Annotated in this window: 21 protein-coding genes and 1 pseudogene; 18 read left to right on the top strand and 4 right to left on the bottom strand. The window is 39.0% G+C overall.

The genetic code is table 11. The annotated features are described in order from the left end of the window. Positions 1–153: 153 nt before the first annotated feature. The 17 genes from ACXM0J_RS06370 (at position 154) to ACXM0J_RS06290 (ending at position 21,664) form a co-directional block, all read left to right on the top strand. Positions 154–1,212, top strand: coding sequence for a pilus assembly protein PilM (locus ACXM0J_RS06370; protein ID WP_199964076.1), 1,059 nt, complete (start codon positions 154–156; stop codon positions 1,210–1,212). Then, entirely contained in the window at positions 1,212–1,853 is a 642-nt protein-coding gene (locus ACXM0J_RS06365) for a PilN domain-containing protein (RefSeq protein ID WP_086264794.1), read from the top strand. The genes ACXM0J_RS06370 and ACXM0J_RS06365 overlap by 1 nt, the downstream gene beginning before the upstream one ends. Further along, complete coding sequence (locus ACXM0J_RS06360; RefSeq protein WP_086264795.1) at positions 1,850–2,587, top strand: type IV pilus inner membrane component PilO; 738 nt, start codon at positions 1,850–1,852, stop codon at positions 2,585–2,587. The genes ACXM0J_RS06365 and ACXM0J_RS06360 overlap by 4 nt, the downstream gene beginning before the upstream one ends. Before the next feature lie 10 nt (positions 2,588–2,597). Then, positions 2,598–3,125, top strand: a complete 528-nt coding sequence (locus tag ACXM0J_RS06355; RefSeq protein ID WP_086264796.1) for a pilus assembly protein PilP — start codon at positions 2,598–2,600, stop codon at positions 3,123–3,125. 62 nt (positions 3,126–3,187) lie between these two features. After that, the gene (locus ACXM0J_RS06350; RefSeq protein ID WP_086264797.1) at positions 3,188–5,302 is read left to right on the top strand and encodes a type IV pilus secretin PilQ; all 2,115 of its coding nucleotides are present in this window, start codon (positions 3,188–3,190) and stop codon (positions 5,300–5,302) included. A gap of 11 nt (positions 5,303–5,313) precedes the next feature. Next, entirely contained in the window at positions 5,314–5,883 is a 570-nt protein-coding gene (gene aroK, locus ACXM0J_RS06345) for a shikimate kinase AroK (RefSeq protein ID WP_086264798.1), read from the top strand. Between the two features lie 28 nt (positions 5,884–5,911). After that, positions 5,912–6,994 (top strand): 3-dehydroquinate synthase, encoded by a 1,083-nt coding sequence (gene aroB, locus ACXM0J_RS06340; RefSeq protein WP_479750345.1) that lies wholly within the window; start codon positions 5,912–5,914, stop codon positions 6,992–6,994. A 16-nt stretch (positions 6,995–7,010) separates the two neighbouring features. Then, the gene (locus ACXM0J_RS06335; RefSeq protein WP_086264800.1) at positions 7,011–7,892 is read left to right on the top strand and encodes a hypothetical protein; all 882 of its coding nucleotides are present in this window, start codon (positions 7,011–7,013) and stop codon (positions 7,890–7,892) included. A 461-nt stretch (positions 7,893–8,353) separates the two neighbouring features. Continuing rightward, complete coding sequence (gene gltB / locus ACXM0J_RS06330; protein WP_171265331.1) at positions 8,354–12,829, top strand: glutamate synthase large subunit; 4,476 nt, start codon at positions 8,354–8,356, stop codon at positions 12,827–12,829. A 69-nt stretch (positions 12,830–12,898) separates the two neighbouring features. Beyond that, entirely contained in the window at positions 12,899–14,320 is a 1,422-nt protein-coding gene (locus ACXM0J_RS06325; RefSeq protein WP_002117101.1) for a glutamate synthase subunit beta, read from the top strand. A 172-nt stretch (positions 14,321–14,492) separates the two neighbouring features. Continuing rightward, positions 14,493–15,380, top strand: coding sequence for a metal-dependent hydrolase (locus ACXM0J_RS06320; protein WP_086264802.1), 888 nt, complete (start codon positions 14,493–14,495; stop codon positions 15,378–15,380). 130 nt (positions 15,381–15,510) lie between these two features. Further along, positions 15,511–16,101 (top strand): LemA family protein, encoded by a 591-nt coding sequence (locus ACXM0J_RS06315; protein ID WP_086264803.1) that lies wholly within the window; start codon positions 15,511–15,513, stop codon positions 16,099–16,101. A gap of 24 nt (positions 16,102–16,125) precedes the next feature. Then, positions 16,126–17,208 (top strand): TPM domain-containing protein, encoded by a 1,083-nt coding sequence (locus ACXM0J_RS06310; protein ID WP_086264804.1) that lies wholly within the window; start codon positions 16,126–16,128, stop codon positions 17,206–17,208. Beyond that, positions 17,202–17,762, top strand: a complete 561-nt coding sequence (locus ACXM0J_RS06305) for a TPM domain-containing protein (RefSeq protein ID WP_086264805.1) — start codon at positions 17,202–17,204, stop codon at positions 17,760–17,762. The genes ACXM0J_RS06310 and ACXM0J_RS06305 overlap by 7 nt, the downstream gene beginning before the upstream one ends. A 350-nt stretch (positions 17,763–18,112) precedes the next feature. Continuing rightward, positions 18,113–18,559, top strand: coding sequence for a pilin (locus tag ACXM0J_RS06300; protein ID WP_017400494.1), 447 nt, complete (start codon positions 18,113–18,115; stop codon positions 18,557–18,559). A gap of 56 nt (positions 18,560–18,615) precedes the next feature. Continuing rightward, positions 18,616–19,929, top strand: coding sequence for an O-antigen ligase family protein (locus ACXM0J_RS06295; protein WP_086376080.1), 1,314 nt, complete (start codon positions 18,616–18,618; stop codon positions 19,927–19,929). A 106-nt stretch (positions 19,930–20,035) separates the two neighbouring features. Beyond that, positions 20,036–21,664, top strand: coding sequence for a PglL family O-oligosaccharyltransferase (locus ACXM0J_RS06290; protein ID WP_086265010.1), 1,629 nt, complete (start codon positions 20,036–20,038; stop codon positions 21,662–21,664). Positions 21,665–21,707: 43 nt separating this feature from the next. On the opposite strand, the gene bfr is transcribed toward ACXM0J_RS06290, so the two are convergent. Together bfr and ACXM0J_RS06280 are read right to left on the bottom strand one after the other, a co-directional pair. Continuing rightward, on the bottom strand, positions 21,708–22,172 hold the full coding sequence (gene bfr / locus ACXM0J_RS06285; RefSeq protein ID WP_017387045.1) for a heteropolymeric bacterioferritin subunit Bfr: 465 nt from the start codon (positions 22,170–22,172) through the stop codon (positions 21,708–21,710). 243 nt (positions 22,173–22,415) lie between these two features. Beyond that, positions 22,416–22,610 (bottom strand): bacterioferritin-associated ferredoxin, encoded by a 195-nt coding sequence (locus ACXM0J_RS06280; RefSeq protein WP_000289091.1) that lies wholly within the window; start codon positions 22,608–22,610, stop codon positions 22,416–22,418. Positions 22,611–22,712: 102 nt separating this feature from the next. On the opposite strand from ACXM0J_RS06280, the pseudogene ACXM0J_RS06275 reads away from it, so the two are divergent. Continuing rightward, positions 22,713–22,796, top strand: a pseudogene (locus ACXM0J_RS06275) (hypothetical protein); the annotation flags it as partial. Positions 22,797–22,828: 32 nt separating this feature from the next. On the opposite strand, the gene ACXM0J_RS06270 reads toward ACXM0J_RS06275, so the two are convergent. Then, on the bottom strand, positions 22,829–23,212 hold the full coding sequence (locus ACXM0J_RS06270; RefSeq protein WP_002116996.1) for a RidA family protein: 384 nt from the start codon (positions 23,210–23,212) through the stop codon (positions 22,829–22,831). A 144-nt stretch (positions 23,213–23,356) separates the two neighbouring features. Further along, complete coding sequence (locus ACXM0J_RS06265; RefSeq protein ID WP_002116807.1) at positions 23,357–25,462, bottom strand: RelA/SpoT family protein; 2,106 nt, start codon at positions 25,460–25,462, stop codon at positions 23,357–23,359. Positions 25,463–25,468: the final 6 nt, after the last annotated feature.

Here is a 25,468-nt window from a genome sequence, read left to right as displayed (position 1 = left end):
AGCTTTAATAAGATCGAATACAAACTAATTGTGGTCAGTATAGCCTTTAGACATGCGGATTGTTAGATGAGATATTGTATCCGTGTAAAAATAAAGACCGAGATTATTGGTTTGTAATTTTTTTTGGGGATAAAAAAATAATAGGACAATAGTGTGCTCAGGTTATATCGTAAACCGAATAAGGGGTTAATGGGCGTCGATATTAGTTCGACTTCTGTTAAGTTGTTAGAGCTCTCTGTTAAGAACGGTAAATATTGGGTAGAAAGCTATGCTTTGACGCCTTTACCTGAGAACAGTGTAGTTGAAAAAAATATCTTGAATCCAGAAGCAGTTGCAGAAGCTTTAGAACGGGCGATGAATTTAGCAAATCCCCACACCACTAACGCTGCAATTGCTGTTCCAACATCGACGGTTATCCATAAAACCATCGAAATGGATGCAGATATGAACGATGATGAACGTGAAGTTCAGATTCGATTAGATGCGGAGCAATATATACCGTTCCCTTTGGATGAGGTGAGCCTTGATTTTGAGGTTTTGCCAGATCGACTGCCGAATCCAAATCGTGTGAATGTACTTTTAGTCGCAACACGAACAGAAAATGTTGAAACACGTGTAGAAGTACTGGAACTGGTTGATTTAACGCCTAAGCTTGCTGATGTTGAAAGTTATGCTGTCGAGCGTGCTTTTAGTGTGTTTGCTGATAGCTTACCCATGGGTGCAAATACCATTGGTATTTTAGATATCGGTCATACTATGACCACATTATCGGTTATGCAAAATGGCAAAATCATTTATACCCGTGAACAAGTCTTTGGCGGTAAACAGCTTACTTTGGAAATTCAAAGCCGTTATGGTTTGTCATTAGAAGAAGCGGGACGCGCTAAAAAAGAACGTTCTTTGCCAGATGATTATGACATCGAAATCTTAGAACCATTTTTAGATGCTGTAGTGCAGCAAGCTGCTAGATCTCTGCAATTTTTCTTCTCTTCATCGCAATTCAATGAAATTGACCATATTTTGCTAGCGGGTGGTAATGCCAACATTCCAGGGCTTGCTAAATTGTTGCAGCAAAAACTTGGTTACCGAGTCACTATTGCCAACCCGTTTTTACAAATGGGTTTCTCTCCTCAAGTCGACATTCAAAAAATTGAAAATGATGCTTCTTCATTAATGGTGGCATGTGGCTTGGCTTTAAGGAGTTTTGATTAATGGCAACAATTAATTTACTCCCTTGGCGAGATGGGCTTAGGGAGCAGCGTAAAAAACAATTTATTATTTTATGTCTTGGGGTCGTTGTTTTGGGGATAACCACTGTATTTTCAGGGTGGTTTTATTTGAATCAAAAATTAAATGATCAAGAACAAGCAAATCAGCTCATCATCAGTACAAACCAGAATCTAGATCAACAACTTAAAACCTTAAATGGCTTGCAAGAACAGCGTGACGCAATTATTGAGCGTATGAAGCTCATCCAAGGATTGCAAAGCCAGCGTCCAGTTGTTGTACGTTTAGTGGATGAATTGGTTCGTGTGACTCCTGCAGCCATGTATTTGACTAAATTTAGTCGAACTGGAGATAAATTCACCATCGAAGGTAAAGCGGAAAGTCCAAATACTGTTGCAGAGTTATTACGTAATCTCGAGGCATCACCATGGTATCGCAATGCATTTATGAATTCTTTTTTGGCGACCGAAGAGAAAAAAGATAAGGCTGTAAGTTCTTTGCTTCCTAGAGTTGAAGATAGCTATGGCAGTTTTGTTGTTACTGTTGATGTAGGGGAAATGGGGGTGACTACAATAGATGATACCGCTAATACGTCTGTAGGTACGGATAAGGAGGTAGCAAAATGAGTCCTGATGAACTGTCTTTAGAGCAAGCTCCATCTAAGAAAAAAAAGATCACCTTAGAAAAATTTCTTCAGCAATTTAACACGCTCGATATGAACAGTTATGGCAGCTGGCCATTATCTGTGAAAATTACGTGTTGGATTTTTATTTTCTTTGCTGTATTGGCTTTGGGGTATTTTGTTGCTATTCAACCAAAGCTACAAGCAATTGATAATGCTCAAGCACAAGAAAGTAATTTATTAAATGAGTTTCGAGAAAAAGACTCAAAATTACGTAACTTGCAGCAATACCAACTTCAAGAGATGCAAGCCAGCTTCAATCAGCAGTTAGAACAATTGCCAAAAGAAACCGAAATTCCAAGTTTAGTTGAAGATATTAACTTAACGGGGGTGAATTCTGGTCTGAAGTTTAAAAATATCCGCTTAGAAGATGAAGTGAAGCAGGAAATTTTTATTGAACAGCCTATTACTATCGAAGCAACTGGGGATTATCACGCTTTCGGTGCTTTTGTTAGCAGTATTGCGGCGTTGCCACGTATTGTGACGATGCATGATTTTGTTGTTGAAGCTGCTCCTGTTAAGGATGGTAAATCAGATATTCCTGTTCTTAATTATTCTATCAAAGCAAAAACTTATCGCTATATGGGTGCTATAGAAAATCCTGAGCATCAGGAAAAAAATGCTTCGGCTTCTTCGGTAGCCCCTGATTCTTCTACTGCCAACGCACAGCCGAAATAGGAGAATTACGATGAAACTTAAAAAATTTTCTCTTTCTATTTTGGCATGCTTGGCTTTAGCTGGATGTGAGTCGAGAATCGACGCTGTAAATCAACAAATGGCCGATATACGTAATCAACCACCACAAGCCATAGAACCAGCACCTGTTTTTACTCCTGTGCCACAGTTTAATTATGCAGCCCATCAGTTAAAGAGCCCATTTTTACCAAGCTCACTTGCTGCTGAGCTCAAAATTATGGCGGGGAAACGAGTATATCCGAATTTCTCACGAGCACCACAGCCACTCGAAAGCTATGCATTAGAGTCCTTAAATATGAAAGGAAGCATGCGTAACAGTCGTGGACAAGTCATGGCTCTGATCCAAACGCCTGATCACCAAATTGAGCGAGTGCAGGTAGGGAACTATATTGGGATGAATCAAGGTCGTATTACCCATATTGGGCCGACTCAGATTGATCTGGTAGAAATTGTTCCTGATGGGCGAGAAGGTTATGTGGAGAGACCAAGAACCTTAGTGTTAATTGGACCTGCACCCTAGAATTTAGGGAATAACAAAGAAAAAATTATTTTTAAAGATTATTTATTGGGGATGGTTAGACAATGAATCACGTATTCCGTCAGTTTTCGATGGGGGCTGTAGCGATTGCAGTTATGCAGGTTGCATCTGCACAGGTCAGCATGACCAATATTGTACCGACACAAATAGCGGGACAGGGTACAGAAATTCGGGTTATGTTTAATGGTTTGCCGCCGCAACCACAGGCATATCAGCTTGAGAATCCTTCACGTTTGATTTTGGATTTTAATAAAGCGCAGCAGAATCTAACACAGTCAAAAGTAGCGATTGGTACGAATGAAGCAAGTTCGGTCGATGTAAGCTCTGATGATCAGCGTTCACGCCTAACTGTAAATTTGAAAGAAGCTGGTGCTTTTACAACTCGTATTGAAGGTAACACTTTTATTTTAAAGATTAATTCTATACAAGCCACAGTTAAACCTGTATCAACAAGTACGATGCAATCCCAAGGTGTTTCAAATATTGGCTTCCAACGTGGTAGTCAAGGGGAAGGCCTCATCGTTATTGACCTGTTGGGAAGTAATACTCCTGTTGATGTGCAACAACAAGGTAGCAAAGTTGTAGTAAAAACATTAGGTTCTAAAATTCCCACGCATTTAGCTAAGCGCTTAAATGTAAATGATTTTGCAACGCCTGTTTCGACCATTGAATCTTATAATGATAAAGGCAATGGTGTTATTACGATTCAATCTACTGGTAGCTATGAATATATGGCTTATCAGGCAGAAAATAAATTAACTATTAGCCTAAAGCGTCCTCAGGATAAAAATGTAAGTGCTTCATCTAAGCAAGCTAATTATTCAGGTAATAAGCTCTCTCTTGATTTTCAAGATATTGAAGTTCGTAGGGTCCTACAGTTACTGGCTGATTTTACCGGCATTAATATGGTTGCGGCTGATAGTGTACAAGGTAATATCACTTTGCGTCTAAAAGATGTACCTTGGGATCAGGCACTTGATATTATTTTAAAAACCAAAAATCTCGATAAACGCAGAAATGGGAATGTAATTTGGATTGCGCCAGTTGCGGAGCTAATCAAAGCAGAAGATGATGAGGCAAAAGCGTTAGCACAAAGTATTAAATTAGCACCAATTCAAACAGATTATATTCGCTTAAATTATGCAAAAGCAGCAGATGTGCTTAAGCTAATTGAAGATACTCGTGATGGTAAGACAGCTGTCGCAAACCGTACCGCAAATTCAGACTCTCTTGCTTTAGAAAGTTTATTGAGCTCACGAGGCAGTGCTGTTGCTGATACGCGTACTAATACTTTGATTGTAAATGATACAGCCCAGAACATTGATAAAGTTCGTAAAATGATTGATTTGCTGGATGTGCAAGTTAAACAGGTTATGGTTGAGGCGCGCATTGTAAGAGCATCTACTTCTTTTACTAAAGAGCTTGGCGTGAAATGGGGAATATTATCTCAAGGGGTAAATAGTAATAACAGTTTACTGGTAGGTGGTAGTGATACAACGCTTTGGAATTTAAGAGAGCCGGATGACGACGGGAAATACACGATTGAGCGGCCAGATAATTTAAACGTTGATTTGGGTGTTACATCGGCTGGAGCTAGTAGCATAGCTTTTAGTTTAATCAGTATGTCTGATTTTATGTTGGATTTAGAGTTATCGGCATTGCAGGCGGATGGTTATGGTGAAGTTATCTCAACACCAAAAGTCATGACTACAGATAAACAAACTGCGAGAGTAGCGACAGGTCAGCAGGTTCCTTATCAAACCACGACTAATTCTGCTGCAGGAGCAACAGCAAGTACATCATTCAAAGATGCACTATTAAGTCTAGATGTTACTCCAAGTATTACGCCAGATGGTAAAATCCAAATGAAATTGGATATTTCTAAGGATTCCGTGGCAGGTGAGGCACCAAATGGCGAGTTGATTCTAAATAAAAATAATATCAATACTAATGTACTGGTGAATAATGGAGAAACAGTCATTTTAGGTGGAGTATTTGAGCAGACTACAACTAACTCACAAACCAAAGTTCCTTTCTTTGGAGATCTGCCTGTAGTTGGACGTTTATTTAGAAAAGATGTGAAATCTGATGATAAGCAAGAGTTATTGATTTTCGTTACGCCACGAATTGTTAATGACACTTTGGTGAGAAATCATTAATATATTTTTCAATGAAAGCAATTGAAATAGGTGGCGCCTTGCCAAGCAAAGCGTTTGAAACCCTGCCAAATATTTATTTGGTAGGGCCCATGGGGGCAGGAAAAACAACCGTTGGACGTCATTTAGCCGAAATATTAGGGCGTGATTTTTTAGATAGTGATCATGAAATTGAACGCAAAACAGGCGCCACTATTCCTTGGATTTTTGAGAAAGAAGGGGAGTTAGGTTTTCGTACTCGTGAAACTGTAGTGTTAAATGAGTTGACTTCCCGTAAGGCCTTGGTGTTGGCGACAGGGGGAGGTGCGATTACTCAAGCACCTAATCGCGAATTTCTAAAGCAACGTGGTATCGTTGTTTATCTTTACACTCCTGTAGAATTACAATTACAGCGGACCTACCGCGATAAAAACAGACCTTTATTACAAGTTGAAAACCCTGAACAAAAATTACGAGATTTGTTAAAAATACGTGACCCTTTATATCGTGAAGTTGCTCATTACACGATTGAAACCAATCAGGGTGCTGCTCGTGATCTTGCTCAAAAGATTTTGCAACTTATTTTGTCCAACCCGCTAAAATAGCCAAACTTACTTGTGGTTTTATAAACTCATGCAAACTTTACATGTTGAATTAGGCGAACGCCGTTATCCTATTTTTATTGGCAGTCAACTTGATCCGAAACAGTTGCTTGAGCCTTATCTCCATGGTCAACAGGTCATGATCGTGAGTAATGAAACGGTCGGACCTTTATATTTGTCTCATTATCAAGATGCTTTAAAAAGTTTGGGTAAAACTGTAGCGACTTGTATTTTGCCGGATGGTGAGAAATATAAAGATATTCAACATCTAAATTTAATTTTTGATGCTTTACTTGAAGCTGGTTTTAATCGTGATTGTACGGTTTTAGCTTTAGGTGGTGGTGTTATGGGTGATATGGCTGGCTTTGCATCGGCATGTTTCCAGCGCGGTGTTTATTTTGTTCAGGTTCCAACTACGCTCCTTTCACAAGTAGATTCAAGTGTGGGTGGTAAAACCGGTATTAATCATCCACTCGGTAAAAATATGCTGGGTGCATTTCAGCAACCTCAAGTTGTTTTGGCTGATATGGCTCAACTCAATACTTTACCTGATCGAGAGTTATCTGCTGGATTATCAGAAGTTATTAAATATGCTTTGTTGGGAGATGCTGATTTTCTCGTTTGGTTAGAACAGAATATGGATGGTTTAATTGGACGAGATGCTAGCCTTTTAGCGGAAGCTGTTTATCGTTCATGTGCTCATAAAGCGCGTATTGTTGCTAACGATGAAAAAGAGCAAGGCGAACGAGCTTTACTCAACTTGGGCCATACTTTCGGTCATGCGATTGAATCTTATCTTGGCTATGGTACTTGGTTGCACGGTGAAGCAGTAGCGACAGGCATGGTGATGGCAGCTGATTTATCACAACGTTTAGGTTGGATTTCAAGCGATGATGTAGAGCGTACAAAAAAAATTATTCAACGCGCTAATTTGCCGATATCATGTCCAAAAATTCCATTGGATGAATTCCTTGGATATATGGCGCATGATAAAAAAGTTCTCAATGGTCAATTACGTTTGGTGTTGTTAAAACAACTTGGTCAAGCAGTAATTACTAAGGACTTTGATGTTGAACTCATGAAACAAGCTATTTTGGCGAATCAACACGGATAATAAATTAAGGTAACACATGACTGTATCACGTACACTTTGGCAGAATGTTCAACAATATATCTGGTTGGTGGGTGGTATTGTCTGCTTGTTTCTGGCTTTTATTTTCTGGGTAATGACTGATAGTAAAAAGCTTGTCGAAGTTGAAAAAGCAGCTGATTCAGATGCCCCAGTACAAATCCAGCCAGAGAAGGTAGCAACAACTGCAAATTTAGGGGCACTAGCTGATGAAGTGAGGCCTCTTGATTTAACAACCCGTACGGTTGCGTCTGGTCAGCATGAGGCAGAGTTCCGCGGTACAAAGTTTATTAATGAAAACAAGAAACAATGGACGCTTGAGCTTTTTCGTGCGTCTGATGAAGATATTATTAAAAACTTTTTAAAAAATCGTCCAGAGCGAAATAAATTTATCTATTTCCGTTTAAGTGGAGATAAGCAATCTGAACAATATGTTTTGACGTATGGCGTATTTAAACGTTCTGAAGATGTAATTCAGCAATTAACTCAACTGAATCTTGATTTACCTGAGTCAATCAAACCTCAACCACAACAATTTTCAACTTATGCACCATTAGTCAATGATTTAGGTGCGGATGAAATGAAAGGTGGAATGAGTCAAACTTATGAAGTGCGTTTACGTCCAGCTGCCTTGCCTAAAATTGATGAGTCTTTACTCATAGGGACTGGCGTAAGCGGAGCTGCGAATACACAACCTAAGGTGGCTGCTCCCGCAACAAACTCTACAACTCGAACAACAATTATTCGTCGAGATGCTGAGGGAAATGTTGTGGATGTACATCAGTCTAATTCGGCAGTTGATGTGCCTAAAAAGGCTCAACAGAATCGTACAACAGAGCCTACAGTAAAAAATGCAACAAATGAGGGCACGCGAGGGAATTAATTATAAGGATGCGTTGCACAAATATGGTGCAACAATAATAGTTACATATATTTTTTGATCACCTGTGGTGCATATTTAGTCATTTATTAAAATGATAACGCGAATAAAAACTATCTATTTTCAACAATTATAAATACTTAGATGTAAAAAACAGTATTGGCATGGTTTTTGCTTTATTCTTGTGCTTATTAATGTGCTGTAAACTATTTTAGCGCTCTAAAGAGTAAATTCTATGCTGAGTCGAGGGGTCGAACTGCTTTAAAAGAGTGCGAAATAAGTCAAAACATTTTTCTAGCAAAAACCAGTGTACGTAAAAATGGAACAGCGTATATTGGCTTATCAGCCCAAAATTTTTTTTTGTGAAACATTGAGCTAACTGTCGTCCGTAGGCACTATCGCAAAAAGAAGTTGTTTGTTTGACGCTCGAAAGAGCCTTATTGAAAGAAGGGTACGCTATGCACATGCCATCGCCTAATACTGTAGCTCCCGCTCAAGGTTTATATCAGCCTGATGAGTTTAAGGATAACTGTGGTTTTGGACTGATCGCCCATATGAAGGGTGAATCAAGTCATCATCTAGTTGAAACCGCGATTCACAGTTTAAGTTGCATGACGCACCGTGGTGGTATTGCCGCAGATGGCAAGACGGGAGATGGTTGCGGCTTATTATTGGCGATGCCAAAGCAATTTTTCCGTGATGAAGCAAAAAAACTGAGTGATATTACACTGAGTGAAATTTTTGCTGTGGGTACTGTATTTTTAAATACTGATCCGGCATTAGCGCAACATTCTAAAAATATTTTAACGAAAGAAATCGAGTCAGATGGCTTACGTGTACTGGCTTGGCGTGTTGTCCCTACAAATAACGATGCACTAGGTGAAATTGCGCTTCAATCTTTACCAGCTTTTGAACAGGTCATTGTGAACTGTCCAATGGGTGTGACTGAAGTCGAATTTAACCGTAAATTATTCTTGGCACGTCGTCGTGCAGAACAACAATTACAAAATGATTCTTCATTCTATGTGACTACGCTTTGTTCGACAGTAATCAGCTATAAAGGCTTGATGATGCCGGCTGCAATTGCTGAGTTCTATACAGACTTAGCAGATGAGCGCTTAAAATCACATATCGTGGTATTCCACCAACGCTTCTCTACTAATACATTACCGCGTTGGCCGTTGGCTCAGCCGTTCCGTTACCTTGCTCATAATGGTGAAATCAACACAATTACAGCAAACCGTAACTGGGCGTTGGCGCGTACTCCTAAATTTGAAAACCCATTATTACCAGGTCTTACTAAGCTTAACCCAATCGTTAACCGTACGGGTTCGGATTCTTCAAGCTTAGATAATATGCTTGAGATCTTAGTCGGTGGTGGTATGGATTTATTCCGTGCCTTACGTATGCTCGTACCACCAGCTTGGCAAAACGTAGAAACTTTAGATGCAGACTTACGCGCATTCTATGAGTTCAACTCTAAACATATGGAAGCTTGGGATGGCCCAGCTGGTCTTGTTATTCAAGATGGCCGTCATGCGATTTGTATGCTTGATCGTAATGGTTTGCGTCCTGCGCGTTGGGTAATTACCAAAAATGATTACATTACCTTGGCATCTGAAATCGGTGTTTGGGGTTATGAGCCTGAAGACGTAGTTTCTAAAGGTCGTGTAGGCCCTGGCCAAATTTTGGTAGTTGATACCTTAACAGGCAAAGTACTTGATACTAAAGATGTTAGTACACATTTGAAAAACATGCGTCCGTACCGTGAGTGGTTACGTGATCATGCGATTCGTTTAAATGCAAACCCAGAACTTGAAGAGCAATTAGTCGATAAAGGTTTAACTGGCGATGCTTTAAAAGCGGCTCAAAAAATGTTTATGGTGACATTTGAAGAGCGCGACCAGTTGTTACGTCCAATTGCTGAAAGTGGACAAGAAGCTGTAGGTTCTATGGGTGATGATACGCCAATGGCTGTATTGTCTCGTCAAGTACGCCACGTAACAGATTACTTCCGTCAACAGTTTGCTCAAGTGACAAACCCGCCAATTGACCCGCTACGTGAGTCAATTGTAATGTCGCTTGAAACCTGTTTAGGGCGTGAGCAGAATGTATTTGAGCAAGGCCCTGAGCATGCTGACCGTGTCATCATCTCTAGCCCAGTTTTGTCAAATTCAAAAATGCAGCAAATCCGTAGCATTGAGCGTCCGGGTTATGAAGCAGTTGATATCAATTTAAACTATGCCGAAGAAGAAGGCTTGCAAGCTGCGATCACGCGTATCTGTGAAGAAGCGGCACAAGCGGTTCGTGATGGCAAAACTTTAATTGTTTTAACAGACAAAAATATCCGTCAAGGTTTATTGCCAGCAAACGCAGCACTTGCAACAGGTGCGGTACATCATTACCTCATCAAAACTGGTCTGCGTACTGATGCAAACATCATGGTTGAAACTGGTTTTGCACGTGATCCGCATCAATTTGCGGTATTACTTGGTTTTGGTGCAACCGCAGTTTACCCATATCTTGCATATGATGTGATCAATGACTTGATCGCTAAAGGTGAGCTTTTAGGTGACCCAATTCATGCGCAAGCAAACTTCCGTAAAGGTATTGAGAAAGGCTTATTAAAAGTTCTTTCAAAAATGGGTATCTCTACAGTTGCTTCTTATCGTGGCGGTCAGCTATTTGAAGCAGTAGGTTTATCATCTGAAGTGGTAGATCAGTGTTTCTTAGGTGTTCCAAGCCGTATTCAGGGTGCAACATTTGCTGACCTTGAAAAAGACCAGAAAAAATTAGCAGCGACAGCTTGGTCAAATCGTAAGCCAATTGATCAGGGTGGTTTGCTCAAATTCGTATTTGATAAAGAGTACCATGCATTCAATCCAGATGTGATTAACGCATTACACAAAGCCGTTCGCTCTGGTAAGTACGAAGACTTTAAAGAATATGCTGAGTTGGTGAATAATCGTCCAGTAGCGACTATTCGTGACTTATTTAAGTTAAAAACAACGAACTCGATTCCAGTTGAACAAGTTGAATCAGTTGAAGATATCTTGCCTCGCTTTGACTCGGCAGGCATGTCTTTAGGTGCTCTGTCTCCAGAAGCACATGAAGCAATCGCAATCGCGATGAACACGATCGGTGGTCGTTCTAACTCTGGTGAAGGCGGTGAAGATCCTGTTCGTTACGGCACAATTCGTAACTCGAAAATCAAACAGATCGCATCTGGTCGTTTTGGTGTAACTCCTGCATACCTAACTTCTGCTGAAGTCTTGCAAATTAAAGTTGCTCAGGGTGCAAAACCGGGTGAGGGTGGTCAGTTACCAGGTGGTAAAGTAAATGGTTTAATCGCACGTTTACGTTACTCAGTACCGGGTGTAACGCTAATTTCACCTCCTCCACATCACGACATTTACTCAATTGAAGATTTGTCTCAGTTAATTTTTGACTTGAAGCAAGTTAACCCGAAAGCAATGGTATCGGTGAAATTAGTATCTGAGCCGGGTGTGGGAACAATTGCTGCAGGTGTTGCAAAAGCTTATGCAGACTTCATTACCATTTCAGGTTATGACGGCGGTACGGCTGCATCTCCACTTTCTTCAATTCACCACGCGGGTTCTCCGTGGGAATTGGGTTTGAGTGAGGCGCACCAAGCACTTCGTGTAAATGACTTGCGTGGAAAAGTACGTGTACAAACTGATGGTGGTTTAAAAACGGGTCTTGACGTGATCAAGGCAGCAATTTTAGGTGCTGAAAGTTTCGGCTTTGGTTCAACACCAATGATCGCTTTAGGTTGTAAATACCTCCGTATTTGTCACTTAAATAACTGTGCAACCGGTGTTGCAACTCAACAAGATCATTTGCGTCAAGAGCACTACATTGGCGAGCCAGAAATGCTCATCAACTTCTTCCACTTTATTGCGGAAGAAACTCGTGAATGGTTGGCTGCATTAGGTGTTTCTTCATTGAAAGACTTGATTGGTCGTGTTGATTTGCTTGAAGTATTACCAGGTGAAACTGAAAAACATGCTCACCTTGATTTAAGTGCTCTATTAACTTCTCATCCTTCTGCCGAAGGTAAAGCACAATACTGTCAAGTGGAAGGTAATGCACCATTTGATAAAGGTGTATTGGCTGAGAGAATGGTCGCTGAAATGCTTCCTGCAATTGAGTCAAGCGCTGGTGGCCAGTTCAACTTCAACGTCGTGAACTGTGACCGCTCAATCGGTGCCCGTGTTTCGGGTGAAATTGCTCGTCGCTACGGCAACTTGGGTATGGAAGCTCATCCAGTTGTAATGAACTTAACTGGTACAGCTGGTCAATCTCTTGGTGTATGGAATGCTGGTGGTTTACACATTCGCCTTGAAGGTGATGCAAACGACTATGTAGGTAAAGGTATGGCGGGTGGTCGTATTTCGATTTTCCCACCACAAGGGTCGCCTTTCCAAACACAAAACACAGCAATTATTGGTAACACCTGTTTGTATGGTGCAACCGGCGGTAAGCTTTTTGCAGCAGGTACAGCGGGTGAGCGTTTTGCAGTTCGTAACTCTGGTGCGTTTGCTGTAATCGAAGGTGCGGGTGATCACTGCTGTGAATATATGACAGGTGGTGTTGTGACTGTACTTGGTAAAGTGGGCCATAACTTTGGTGCGGGCATGACGGGTGGTTTTGCTTATGTACTTGACCTCGATAATGACTTCGTAGATTACTACAACCACGAGTTAATTGATTTAAATCGTATTTCAACAGAATCTATGGAAGATCATAAAGAGTTCTTGTTGCGTATTATCGATGAGCATATCAAAGAAACTGGTAGTGCTTGGGCTTATAAAATCCGCAATGAGTTCGATTTCTACAGCCGTAAATTCTGGCTTGTGAAACCAAAAGCTGCTAATTTGCAAACGCTTTTGAAAACAACACAAGCTGACCCACAATAATTCCACGACTGCAAAGACATAGGCAGGTGCGGGCAACAAGGAAATCCGCGCCTACCCACGGAGAGAGACATGGCAGAACGCCTAAATAATGACTTTCAATTTCTGGATGTACCACGCCAAGATCCAGAGAAAAAAGATATTACTGTCCGCAAAGCAGAATTTGTGGAAATTTATAAACCTTTTACATCGGAAACTGTCACTAATCAGACTCACCGTTGTTTAGGCTGTGGTAATCCATATTGCGAATGGAAATGTCCTGTACATAACTACATTCCAAACTGGTTAAAACTTATCGCTGAAGGCCAAATTTTCCAAGCTGCTGAGCTTTGTCACCAAACGAACACATTGCCTGAGGTATGTGGTCGGGTATGCCCACAGGACCGTTTGTGTGAAGGTGCTTGTACCTTAAATGATGGTTTTGGTGCAGTAACCATTGGTAATGCTGAAAAATATATCAATGACACAGCTTTTGCTTTAGGCTGGCGTCCAGATATGTCAGGCGTAAAATGGACTGACAAAAAAGTTGCAATTATTGGTGCTGGTCCTGCTGGTTTAGGCTGTGCGGATATTCTAGCTCGCGGTGGCGTTAAACCAGTTGTATTTGATAAGCGTCCTGAAATTGGTGGCTTACTTACATTCGGTATTCCAGAATTTAAAATGGAAAAAGATGTGATGAAACGCCGCCGTGAAATTTTCACGGGTATGGGCATCGAATTCCGTTTGAATACTGAAATTGGTAAAGACATCACGATTGATGAATTACTTGCAGAATATGATGCGGTATTCATGGGTATGGGAACTTATACCTACATGAAAGGTGGTTTCCCAGGTGAAGATCTTGATGGTGTTTATGATGCACTTGATTTCTTAATCTCTAACGTGAATCGTTGCCAAGGTTGGGAAAAAGATCCAAGTGAATACATTAGCCTAGATGGTAAAAAAGTTATTGTTCTTGGTGGTGGTGATACCGCAATGGACTGTAACCGTACTTCTTTACGCCAAGGTGCTCACGATGTAACTTGTGCATACCGCCGTGATGAAAGCAACATGCCAGGTTCTGCGCGTGAAGTAAAAAATGCCTACGAAGAGGGTGTGAAATTCCTATTCAATCGTCAACCAGTCGAAATTGTTGGTGAAAATGGCAAAGTGACAGGCGTAAAAGTGGTAACGACACAAATGGGTGAACCAGATAGTCGTGGCCGTCGTAGCCCTGAGCCAATCCCTGGTTCTGAAGAAGTATTACCAGCTGATGCGGTTTTACTTGCTTTCGGTTTCCGCCCAAGCCCAGCAGACTGGTTTGGTAATGTGAATATCAATCTTGATGGTTCAGGCCGTGTTGTCGCAGCTGAAAAACAAGAATTCAAATTCCAGACATCAAACCCGAAAATCTTTGCTGGTGGTGATATGGTGCGTGGCTCAGACCTAGTCGTGACAGCGATTTGGGAAGGTCGTCAAGCTGCTGAAGGGATTTTAGACTACCTTGGTGTTTAATAAATTAATTTGTTAAAACACTCAAAAAGCCTACTTCAAGTAGGCTTTTTTATTGTCTACCATTAGTCACTTTGATGTTTTTGGCAAATATAATAAGCTTTTTTGCCCTTTTTAGCTTTTTAAGCTCGCGACATACTCGAAACTTCCTTCTTCAATACAGTAGGTGTTGAATATGAACATCGCAGATATGACGGCAGAAAAATCATATTTAAATCGTCGAAAAGCGTTGGGTATTACAGTACGTCGTCTTGAATTTAATCCAAAGGCGATCAAGCGCCACTATTTTGCAAATTCACCCCTCATGTCGCATTTTTTAACTGCACTCTCATCAACGTTTCCGGTGGGTGAGCAATTTTTTGTAAATAGCGTACGTAATGTGCGTAATAAAGTCTCAGATCCTCAGCTACAAGCACAAATTGCGGCGTTTATTGGACAAGAGGCCATGCATTCCAAAGCACATGGTGAGTTTAATGAAGCTTGGCGACGTGATGATTATAATCTGGACAATTTTCAAAATTGGCTAAATGAGCGCGATAAATATTTAAGAACAATTCCACCTAAGCTGCAATTGGCGTTGACGTGTGCATTTGAACATTTCACTGCTTTACTTGGGGGATATGTTTTACAACATCCAGAGTTATTAAAAACCCTAGATGAAGATGCGCTAAAACTTTGGGTATGGCATGCGATTGAAGAAATTGAACACCGTTCGGTCGCATTTGATGTTTATCAACATGTATATGGTGATGATCGTATCCGTCGTTTACTCATGCGTAGCGTCACTACAGGATTTGCGAGCCTCGCTTTTTATGGGACAACTCGTTTATTTTGGCAAGATAAATGGAATAGCTTACCTAAAATGGGGGGTAATTTATTTGGATTATATTTACTGATTAAGATGCTTGTTCAGTTAATGCCTGAATACTTCGCATATTACAAAAAAGACTTTCATCCGAGTCAAAAGGATTATGGCAGGATGGTTAATTATTGGAAAAGCTCTTTAGCAGAAGAATATCAAATGGCAAGTTTTGAACAAGAAAAAGATCAGCGATTGAGCTAATAGATAACCGGATTTAAAAGTCCGGTTTTTTAAAATCAATAAAATAAAAGCAACACAATAATGTCTAATTCATCATACAATCAGGTAAAGAGGTTAAAAATATAAAGAAAAACTTGAGGATAATGTGACGATGAAAACGTTGAAACAATTTGCGATCGCAACAACACTTGCCAGTACCTTACTGTTTTCGGGATGTGGCTATAACACTCTACAAGTAAAAGATGAGGCTGTAACAGCAGCGTGGTCTGAAGTACAAAACCAATATCAACGTCGTTCAGATTTGGTACCAAATCTTGTGAACGTCGTTAAAGGTTATGCTAAGCACGAAGAGCAAGTCTTAACTGAAGTGACACAGGCACGTGCTAATGTGGCAGGTTTAAAAGTTGATAAAGAAGTTTTAGAAGATCCGGCTTTACTTGAAAAATATCAACAGGCTCAAAGTCAATTAACAGGGGCATTATCTCGACTCATTGCTGTTTCGGAAAATTACCCGGATTTGAAGGCCAATACTCAATTCCAAGAATTACAAGTTCAGCTTGAAGGTACGGAAAACCGTATTGCTGTTGCACGTAATCGTTACATTACAACAGTACAAGACTATAACTCATATGTGCGTCAGTTCCCTCAGGCAGTAACAGCAAAAGTAATTGGTATGCATCCAAAAGCCAATTTCTCTGCAGAAGCATCCGCACAACAGGCTCCAAAAGTTTCTTTTGATTAATTTTATAAATCAAAGGAGTGCCGTATGAGAAATACTCTATTGCTTCAATCAAAGCAAATTAAGGTCTTTATTTCGACCTTAATTTTGCTCTGTTGTGGTGTTCTTTTTCAGAATACGGCATGGAGTGAAAGTAATATTGCAACTGCTACCGATGAGGCAGACACAATAGTTGCTGGCAAAATTATTCAAAAGCAACAAACTCAAGCTACTGCAACTAAACTAGAAGGGCAAGCTGCTTCAAGCCCTGCTCCTCAAGTCCAAGTTGCGAATGATATGGCTGATGGCGAATCAATTCGTGGTTTGCCAACTTTAAACCAGCCTGTTATTGATCAAGCCAATATCTTAAGCGAGGCTGAGAAGCAGCAACTTGATCAAAAAATTCTAAGTTTATATCAACAAGGCAAAGCGCAGATTGGTGTCGTTATTGTTCCTACCACTGGCCAAGAAGATATCTTTGATTATGCGTTACGTGTTGGTGAAAAGTGGCAATTAGGATCATCTAAACGTGACAATGGATTACTCATTGCAGTCGCTGTAAATGACCGCCGTATACAAATACTAACTGGCTATGGTTTAGAAGGTGTGTTGCCGGATATTGTGGCAAGTCGGATTATTCGAAACCAAATTACACCTTATTTTAAACAAGCCCAATATGCGCAAGGTTTGAGTGCAGGTATTGATGAAATCGGAAGAATTTTAAATTTAGATCCAGAAGTTGCTCAGCAAGCTGCGCAAGATTTAAAAGAACGTCAGCATCAAGCTGCAGAAGAACAGCAAGCCAAGCAGACAACGCTGACAATGGCTTTATTTATCCTTGTTGCTGGAATTGTGGGTTCGTTTATTGTTGGTCGTCCGCTTAGTGCATCTACAGCAGGGGTTGCTGCTGCGGTAGCAGGATTCGTAAATGGGGCAGGGTTGGTCACTAGCTTACTACTTGGTTTTGGTATTTTCTTTTTACTCATTACATCAATTGCCCAACTTATTTTACAGGCCATTTTAAGTGGGTCTGGCGGTGGCGGACGCGGAGGTGGCTTCGGCGGAGGTGGCGGAGGCTATGGTGGCGGCGGAGGTCGTTTTGGCGGTGGAGGTGCTTCAGGCTCATGGTAACAACATCAGAAACAACACAAATTATTACTCAACCAAAAATTGATGAATCTGTAGAACCTAGCCTAAAGCGTTGGTTCAAGCACTTTTGTTACTTGCCAGCCAGCAGCCGATATTTTTCCAAACAAGATAAACAAGCTATTGCAGATGCTGTACAGCAGGCAGAACATGGGCATGTTGGAGAAATACAGGTTGTAATTGAAGGTCATATTCCATGTTCACAAGCCTATAGGCAAAATACACGTTTAAGAGCACAGCAATTATTTGCAGAACTAGGCGTTTGGGATACCGCCTTAAATAGTGGCGTATTGTTATACCTAAATTTATGTGAACGAACAGTAGAAATTGTATTTGACCGTGGCATTAGAAATGCGACTAACGATCAAATCTGGCAACAGATTTGTGAAGCAATAGTACAAAAGCTTAAACAAAAAGAATATCAACGAGCTGTAGTGATTGGCGTACAACAAATTGGGGAGGTGCTGTCAAAGTTTTATGACGAAAACATGCCTGATCAATCCAATGAATTGGGGAATGCTCCGATTATTCTTAATTAACTCACTTTTTAAAATTCCTATATTAGCTAATTCTCATAATTTTGTTTTTAAAGGTGACTGACAAAAAATGTCACCTACTTGTTTATTTTTTAAAGTGATTTTTTTCACACAAATAAATATAAAATTTGAATTGTGTAATTTATTTTTTTTAATGCGTGAGGTGTTTTTATAAAAAGTTATATGACATTTTTTGTCAATTACTTACACCCATTTAATATTTAAGAATAGTTGAATTTTCATTAAGTATTTGTTTTTTTAAATAAAATAAGAGTTGGCATGGATACTGCACTATAGTTGATAGCTGAAAAAGCTTATATAAAAACATACATACAATCTTTGGGGAAAAGGCTATGAATGCACAAAAAGGTTTTACATTAATTGAACTCATGATCGTAGTTGCCATTATTGGTATTTTAGCTGCAATTGCGATTCCGCAATATCAGAATTATATTGCACGTTCTCAAGTTACTGAAGCGATCAACTTATCTGCTGCTTTAAAAACAAATGTTAATGAAACATATGGCCAAATTGGGACTCTTGCTGGTATTGATTCATCATCCCATGGAATTCCTGCCGCTACAGAAGTGAAAGGTAAATATGTAAACAATGTCGCTGTAGATGAAGGTGTTATTACAGCGACTTTTGCCTCTACAGGAGTTTCTAAAGGTCTCCAAAGTAAGACATTAATATTAACACCTACTGCAGATTCTAGTAACAATCTAACTTGGACTTGTACCTCTACAGGTTCTACCAAAATTGAGCAGAAATATTTACCTAATACATGTACAGCTTCTTAATATTTAATAAAAAAGAGAGAGGTTTCGACCTCTCTTTTTTATTAAAGAAAATAAATATGTTAAAAAAAACTATTCTATTTATTCTAATAGTAATTTATCTTGTCGCAGCTTTATTAGGTTATCAAATTGGCTGGTCAGTTATCCAATATGATGAACTTCGTTTATTACAATTTCCCTTAGCATTATCTGCTTTATCGGTTTTAATATTTACCAAAAAAATAGAATATTCAATTTTTACTCAAATTACTTTTTTTCTGATTGGTGTATTAACTGCTATAAAGATAACAACTTATAGCATTTTTCAATTTCAAGAACTTTGGTCTGCGATAGCATTACTATTTATATTTTCTGCTTTGCCATATGATTTAAAGAATGTAAAAAATATAGAACACGGCTTAGCATTAGTCGTTTTTTCAGCATTTATTCCTTGTTTATTTATTTGTATTTCTATCACTAATTTTATTTTCTACAAACAATGGTTTGACTGGCAATTTAACTCTGGCACGATCCGAATTTATGACAGTGTTATCGTGCCTATATTCTTTTTTCTAATTTTTTTAAAAAATAAAAATTTCCCTTATTTTTATTACTTTTATCCATTTGCTAGTTTCTTTTTTGCTTTAGCATGGTTCTTTGACGGAGCCAGATCCGCCTTACTTGCTGTAGTGATAGGATTGTTAGTTTTCTTTATCTACTCTCGAGAAAATCGAAAGCTCATTTTGCAAAGCTGTATTTACATTTTTTTAGCTTTTTTAGTTTATAAAACTACTATTTATTTCGCTGATAAAAATACTATGACCGTAATGAGAGTGGGAACATCCATGCGTGCAGAGATGTGGAGTTTCGTTTTTGAGCAATGGAAAGAAAAGCCATGGACTGGAGTGGGGGGAGGGTATCTCTCAGAAATTCAATATAAATATGGACATCACATACATAACTTATATTTAAGGTTAATTTTTGAATGGGGAGTCGTTGGGTGTATTTTTTTAGTTTGGATGATATATCAAGTTCTTAAGTTGTTTCGAAATAAGAATGTTTTACCTATTGCGAAAGCTGGCTTAATTGCAATTTTAGTTGATGCGATGTTCTCAGGAAGTATGGTTTATCCTGCTTCACAAATGGCCTGTATATTATTTTTAGCATTTGCTTTTTCCCAGCTGGAGCAGTCTAAAGAATATTTGAAATATCCTTATAGACTGACGAAACTATTAATTGGTTTATGGGGAGCTTTATTTTTGTACATTACGATTATGTACTTAGGACAAGATTTAACTTGCTGGGAGTGTACGAGTTATGTCGGACGGATGGCACCAAATTTTTGGGAGTATGGTAGTACACAGCACTTGATACCAGCTTCACACATTCCTTAATTTTTTTATACTAAATTTTATTAAGATCTTTTCATTTAGACTTCATACATTCTTTTTTAGACTTCCATGTATAATTCCCACAAGTTTTGGTCTCTAACCTCTCACTATGCAAGTATTCTTCCTATTCCTCGCTGCAATCCTGTTGGGCTTCGCATGGTTGTCTCCATTTCACTACAGCCCTTGGGTCATGTTCTCAAGTGAAGTCAGTACTTTTGGGGCTGGGTTATGCGTATTAGCTGCCCTAATTCAACAAAATATTAAAATTCCTAGAGCACAGATATTGTTGCTCCCATTTACTTTAATTCCTATTGTGCAGTGGGGCTTTGGTTTAGTTTTTGATTTAAGTACGGCCTTATTAAGTTCATTTTACTTATTAGGTTTTTGGTTTATGGTCGTGACTGGCTACAATCTATCTTTAGATCAAAAAAAGAGAGATCAAATTTTTTCAGGTTTTAGCTTATTAGTAATTATTACATCGCTATTAACCAGTCTTATAGCAATTTTCCAGTGGCTGAATATTGAATCACATTTAATTTATACACTTCATCTAATTGGTAATCGTCCTTACGGAAATTTTGGTCAACCCAACAACATGGCGACATTCTTAATTATTGGATTATTAGGATGTTTGTATTTATATGAAAAAAATAAAGTAACACTTTGGTTATTATTGCCTTCAGCGCTGATTATTTTGTTCACAATTGCTTTAAGTCAATCACGAACATCATGGATCGTTTTTCCATTCTTATTCATCTACTGGATAGTTAAACAATTTGGAAAACAAAAAAGATTTGGATTTATTCAAGGTTTTTTGTGGTGTGTTGGTTTTTTTGTAATGGCAGGCATAGTATTGCCGTTTGCTACTAGTTTAATTGAAGCATGGGCAAGTACTGATGTAACCCAGGCAAGTAGTTTGGTTGAAAGAGCAAGCTCTGGGTATTTGCGCTTTAATATCTGGTCACAAATGTTGCTTGCCGTACAGCAGCACCCTTGGTTGGGTTATGGTTGGAATCAAACCAGTGTCGCACAAATGACGGTTTATCATGCTTTCCCAACAGGAGAGTGGACCACCAGTGCTCATAATGTACTGCTTGATCTAATTATCTGGAATGGTATTCCACTGGGTGCTGTAATCATTACCTACTTTGCTTGCTGGTTTATTTGGTTAAATCAACAGGCTAAAAATGCCATCTCGATTATAGCGATTATGATGGTATGTACAGTACTTATTCATGCCATGTTAGAGTTTCCACAACGTTATGCTTATTTCTTACTTACTTGCGGGTTCCTACTTGGTATTGTGCAAGCCCAGACTCCTGTTCTGAAAGGAATTATCCTCAACAAACATATTCTTCGCTTATCATGGGGTGTAAGTTTACTGCTTATTATTGCGATTTTACGTGATTATAATGTCTATGTTTTAAATAGTAATTTGCTTTTTAATAATAAGCGTCCAAATGCCGAATTTATGGGAAGCGGTAAAATTTTTGTTTTAACGCAGTTTGAGCAGCGTTTACGTTGGATTGAACTTAATCCCCACACACTATTATCTGAAGCTAATTTGGATCAATGGGAAAATTTTGTGAAGAATAAACCTACTCCATATAACTTGCGTAAATACGCAAAATTACTGGCTTATAATGGAAAAGTGGAGCAGGCACAGCAGCAAATATTTATTTTACAGCGACTCTATAAGCAAAAAATAACGCTATCAGGGTTATTAAAAGAAAAGTAATAAAAAAATCCCCTTGTACTCAAGGGGATTTTTTTATGAGAAATTACATTTTGCTCTGGATATAGTTTTCAATACCTACGCTGCCAATAAGATCAATTTGGGTATCTAACCAATCCCAATATTCTTCTTCTTTTTCTAAAATTTCTTGAACAAGGTCACGGGTGACATAGTCTTGCTCTGTTTCAGCTAAAGCAACCGCTTTTTGAATTGCTTCTATATTTTCTTTTACTTTACGAATGTCACAGTGCAGAACTTCTTCTGTGTGTTGACCAATATAAAGCTTACCTAAATGTTGGAGGTTAGGTAGTCCTTCTAAAAATAAAATACGTTCAATGATTTTATCGGCATGTTTCATTTGACGAATTGATTCTTTATATTCAGCAGAGCCAAGCTGCTCAATTCCCCAGTCATTAAACATGCGTGAATGTAAAAAGTATTGATTAATTGCAGTTAAATGATGATACAGCACTTGATTAAGCTGATTAATGACATCACGATTGCCTTTCATTGTAGCTACTCCAAAACAATTTCTGCCTCAAACTTAATTAAGGCAATCTATAAATCCATTTTAGTGAACAATCATGGAGATGGCGAGTAATTTATGGAACAGCAAATGAAAATCGCAATCAAAAACAACACAATATTAGAAAGGGTATTTTCATGCCAAAAAAAACCGCTTGAATGAGGAACTATAAATGTTCCGCAAAAAGCGGTGGAGGAGTCAATAAATTTTGTTAAATATTAATTTTTATTATGCAGCTACAGAAATGCGAGCAGCGATTTCTGCTAATTCTTCGCTAATGATAGCGCGAGCTTCTGGTGCACAGCGTCCACAGCATGTACCAAGATCAAGCAAATCGCGAATTTCACGATAGCTTTCAGCGCCATTTTCAATAGCGTCTTTAATATCCTGATCGGTAATGCCACGACACAAGCAAACGTACATGGGAGTGATCCCCAAATATAAATGCGATAATTGATATTATTGATAATTATTATCGTTTGTCAATGAAATTCATTTAAAATCTCATTTATCATTATTGGGATTTTGAATAAAAAAAGACCACCTAAGCGGAAATCCAAGAAGAATTTAGATTTTTATGCAAAAGTGGTTCGTGTTTTAAAAACTAAATAGTGAAATTTAGATATTCTGATTTTTATATCTTATTGATTAATAATTACAATTCCGTCCATTTCCACTAATGCACCTTTTGGCAAGCTTGCTACACCAAGAGCTGCACGTGCAGGGTAGGGCTGAGCAAAATATTCACCCATAATTTGGTTTACGAGTTGGAAATTTGATAGATCAGTTAAAAAAATATTGAGCTTAGCAATATCTGCAAGTGAACCACCAGCAGCTTCACAAACTGCTTTTAAATTATCAAATACACGGCGAATTTGAGCTTCGATACCTTCTACAAGTTCCATACTGTATGGGTCTAAACCAATTTGCCCTGAAAGATATAGCGTATTGTCTACTAAAATAGCTTGAGAGTATGTGCCGATAGCAGCAGGGGCATTTTCAGTATGAATGACTTGGCGGGACATTTGGTTCTCCTTGATTAAATCTATTTCCATCATAATCGATGATAGCTTTGGACAAAAGTATCATCGATTTAATTGATTAAGTGAATTTGGAAAGTTTGATTTTGTTAAGGAAACATAAATCTAGTCAATAGTCTCTATAGAAATTTAGCTTACTTTTGAAATTTCCATTTGCGGAGCAGGAGCATCTAAACGTTCAATGCGCGGGAAACCATAGTGCATGCGTAAATCACGAATGACTTTTGCAATATGCTTACGGTTATTCACTACAATATTCACAAAAGTTCTTTGCTCATTTGAGTGAACCATCTCTACCCCAGCGTTATTTTTACGACATTGATAGATCAGGTCTGATACTTGTTCATCATTCATCGCCATATAAATAGCAAGGTACGCTGTAAAACGGACATCATCTACATCATCTGCTTTCCATTGAAGCGGCATGATATTTTCAGGATGTAGATGCTGTTCATGTAGCAAGTTATGACAGCGAATACGATGCACAATTAACCCGCGACGTGTTAAATGTCCTTGAATTGGATCGCCTAGAATAGGATTGCAGCAGTGTGCATATTTAACGTCGACTCCTTCCGTGCTTTGAATAAGTCGATCTGAGTTTTCTACTTGCGGATGTTTATCATGAGCAAACAGGTGGTTTGCTACAAGTTGAGGTAGTAAATCGCCAACCGCAATTTGTTCAAACAATGTATTTTTATTATCGATATGGCGCCATTGTAATAGATCTAACCAGTCAGCTTCGGAAAGATCATTGATTGAACGATTAAAGAGTTTTAGTGCTCGAGAAAGCGCTTGTGCACCAACAAGACGTTGTTCTTCGATATCTTGATCTTTAAGCACATGCTGTAATGCACGACGCGCTTTTTGCGTATTAATAAAGCTTAGCCAGTCTGGGTTTGGTGTTGCTAAAACATCAGTAATAATCTCGATAACCTGACCACTAACTAGTGGGGTAGAGAGTGGTTTAATCTCTCCATCGACTTTTGCACCAACTGCATGGTTACCTAAAAATAAACTTGCTGAATAAGCAAAATCAACTACGGTAGCGCCTTGCGGTAGCTCATGCAGTTGGCCATGGGGCGTATATACCCAGATTTTTTCTTGGTGCAGATAATCAAGCAAATCATTAAAAGTTGTTTTAGCACATTCACCGTCAATCAATGTATTTAAGTTCTGCATTGAAGCCTGAATGGCAGAGCGACAAGTTTGCGGCGCATTTTCACCTAACACTACCCCAAAACGGGCAGCTTTACGCATGAGCTCAGTTTGAATGGTAAGAGATAGTGTTGTTTTTTCGCCTTTAAGTTTAATCAATAAAGACTGATTACCGCCGGGTAATGGTCGACGAATGTGGTCTTGGTACTGGATAACCTGAAAGTTTTCTCTTAATGCTTCTTCTAAGCGGTCACAGTCGGCAATGCTTTGTAGAACAATTTCAAAAGCATGACTATGGGTAAGCTCTTGGAGATCCATCTCGTTTTTAACGAAATGGCGTAATAATTCGATATTGTTATTTTTCTTTTTAATACGGCCTTGAATATGATAATTATGCAGAAGTTCAGCGAGGTTTTGTTCCCAAATACTTTGATATTTACAGCGTTCTGGCTTTGTCTGTAGCAGAGCATTCTGAACGTTATCAAACATATCAAGGTCAAGGTTTTGATAGCAGAGATTCTCTAGATTATCGCCCATTTCATTCATGCCGACTAATCTTGCCATCGGTACAAATATATCAAAAGTTTCTTGAGCGATACGGGCTCGTTTATCTGGGCGTAAAGCACCTAGAGTTGTCATATTGTGATAGCGATCTGCTAATTTAATAATGATGACACGTGGATCTTGTAAGGTCGCTTGCAGAATTTTTCGGAATGAAGCTGCTTTATTATATTCTTTATCGCTTGATTGGCTAAGTTTGGTTACACCATCGACTAGCTCTGCAACGGTTAGGCCAAACTTTTCAATAATATCTTCTTTTGTATATTGAGTATCTTCAATAACATCATGCAAAAGTGCTGCCATTAAAGTTTCAGCATCTAAACGCATGTTTGCAAGAATGCAACTTACAGCGATAGGGTGCAGAATATAGGGCTCACCACTTTTACGTGTAATGCCAGTATGCGCTAGATCGGCAAAATCGCAGGCAGCAAGCACTTTTTCGACTTCGCTTACCGATAAGTAAGGGTCGATAATTAATTTGAGCTGTTGCTTGGCTTGGCTGACCTCTTCGCCTGGCATAAATCA

Source organism: Acinetobacter sp. GRABPA_MV_2 (genome assembly GCF_056725885.1).
Note: the sequence above shows the minus strand (reverse complement) of the source record. Positions and strands in the feature narration are given on the sequence as shown.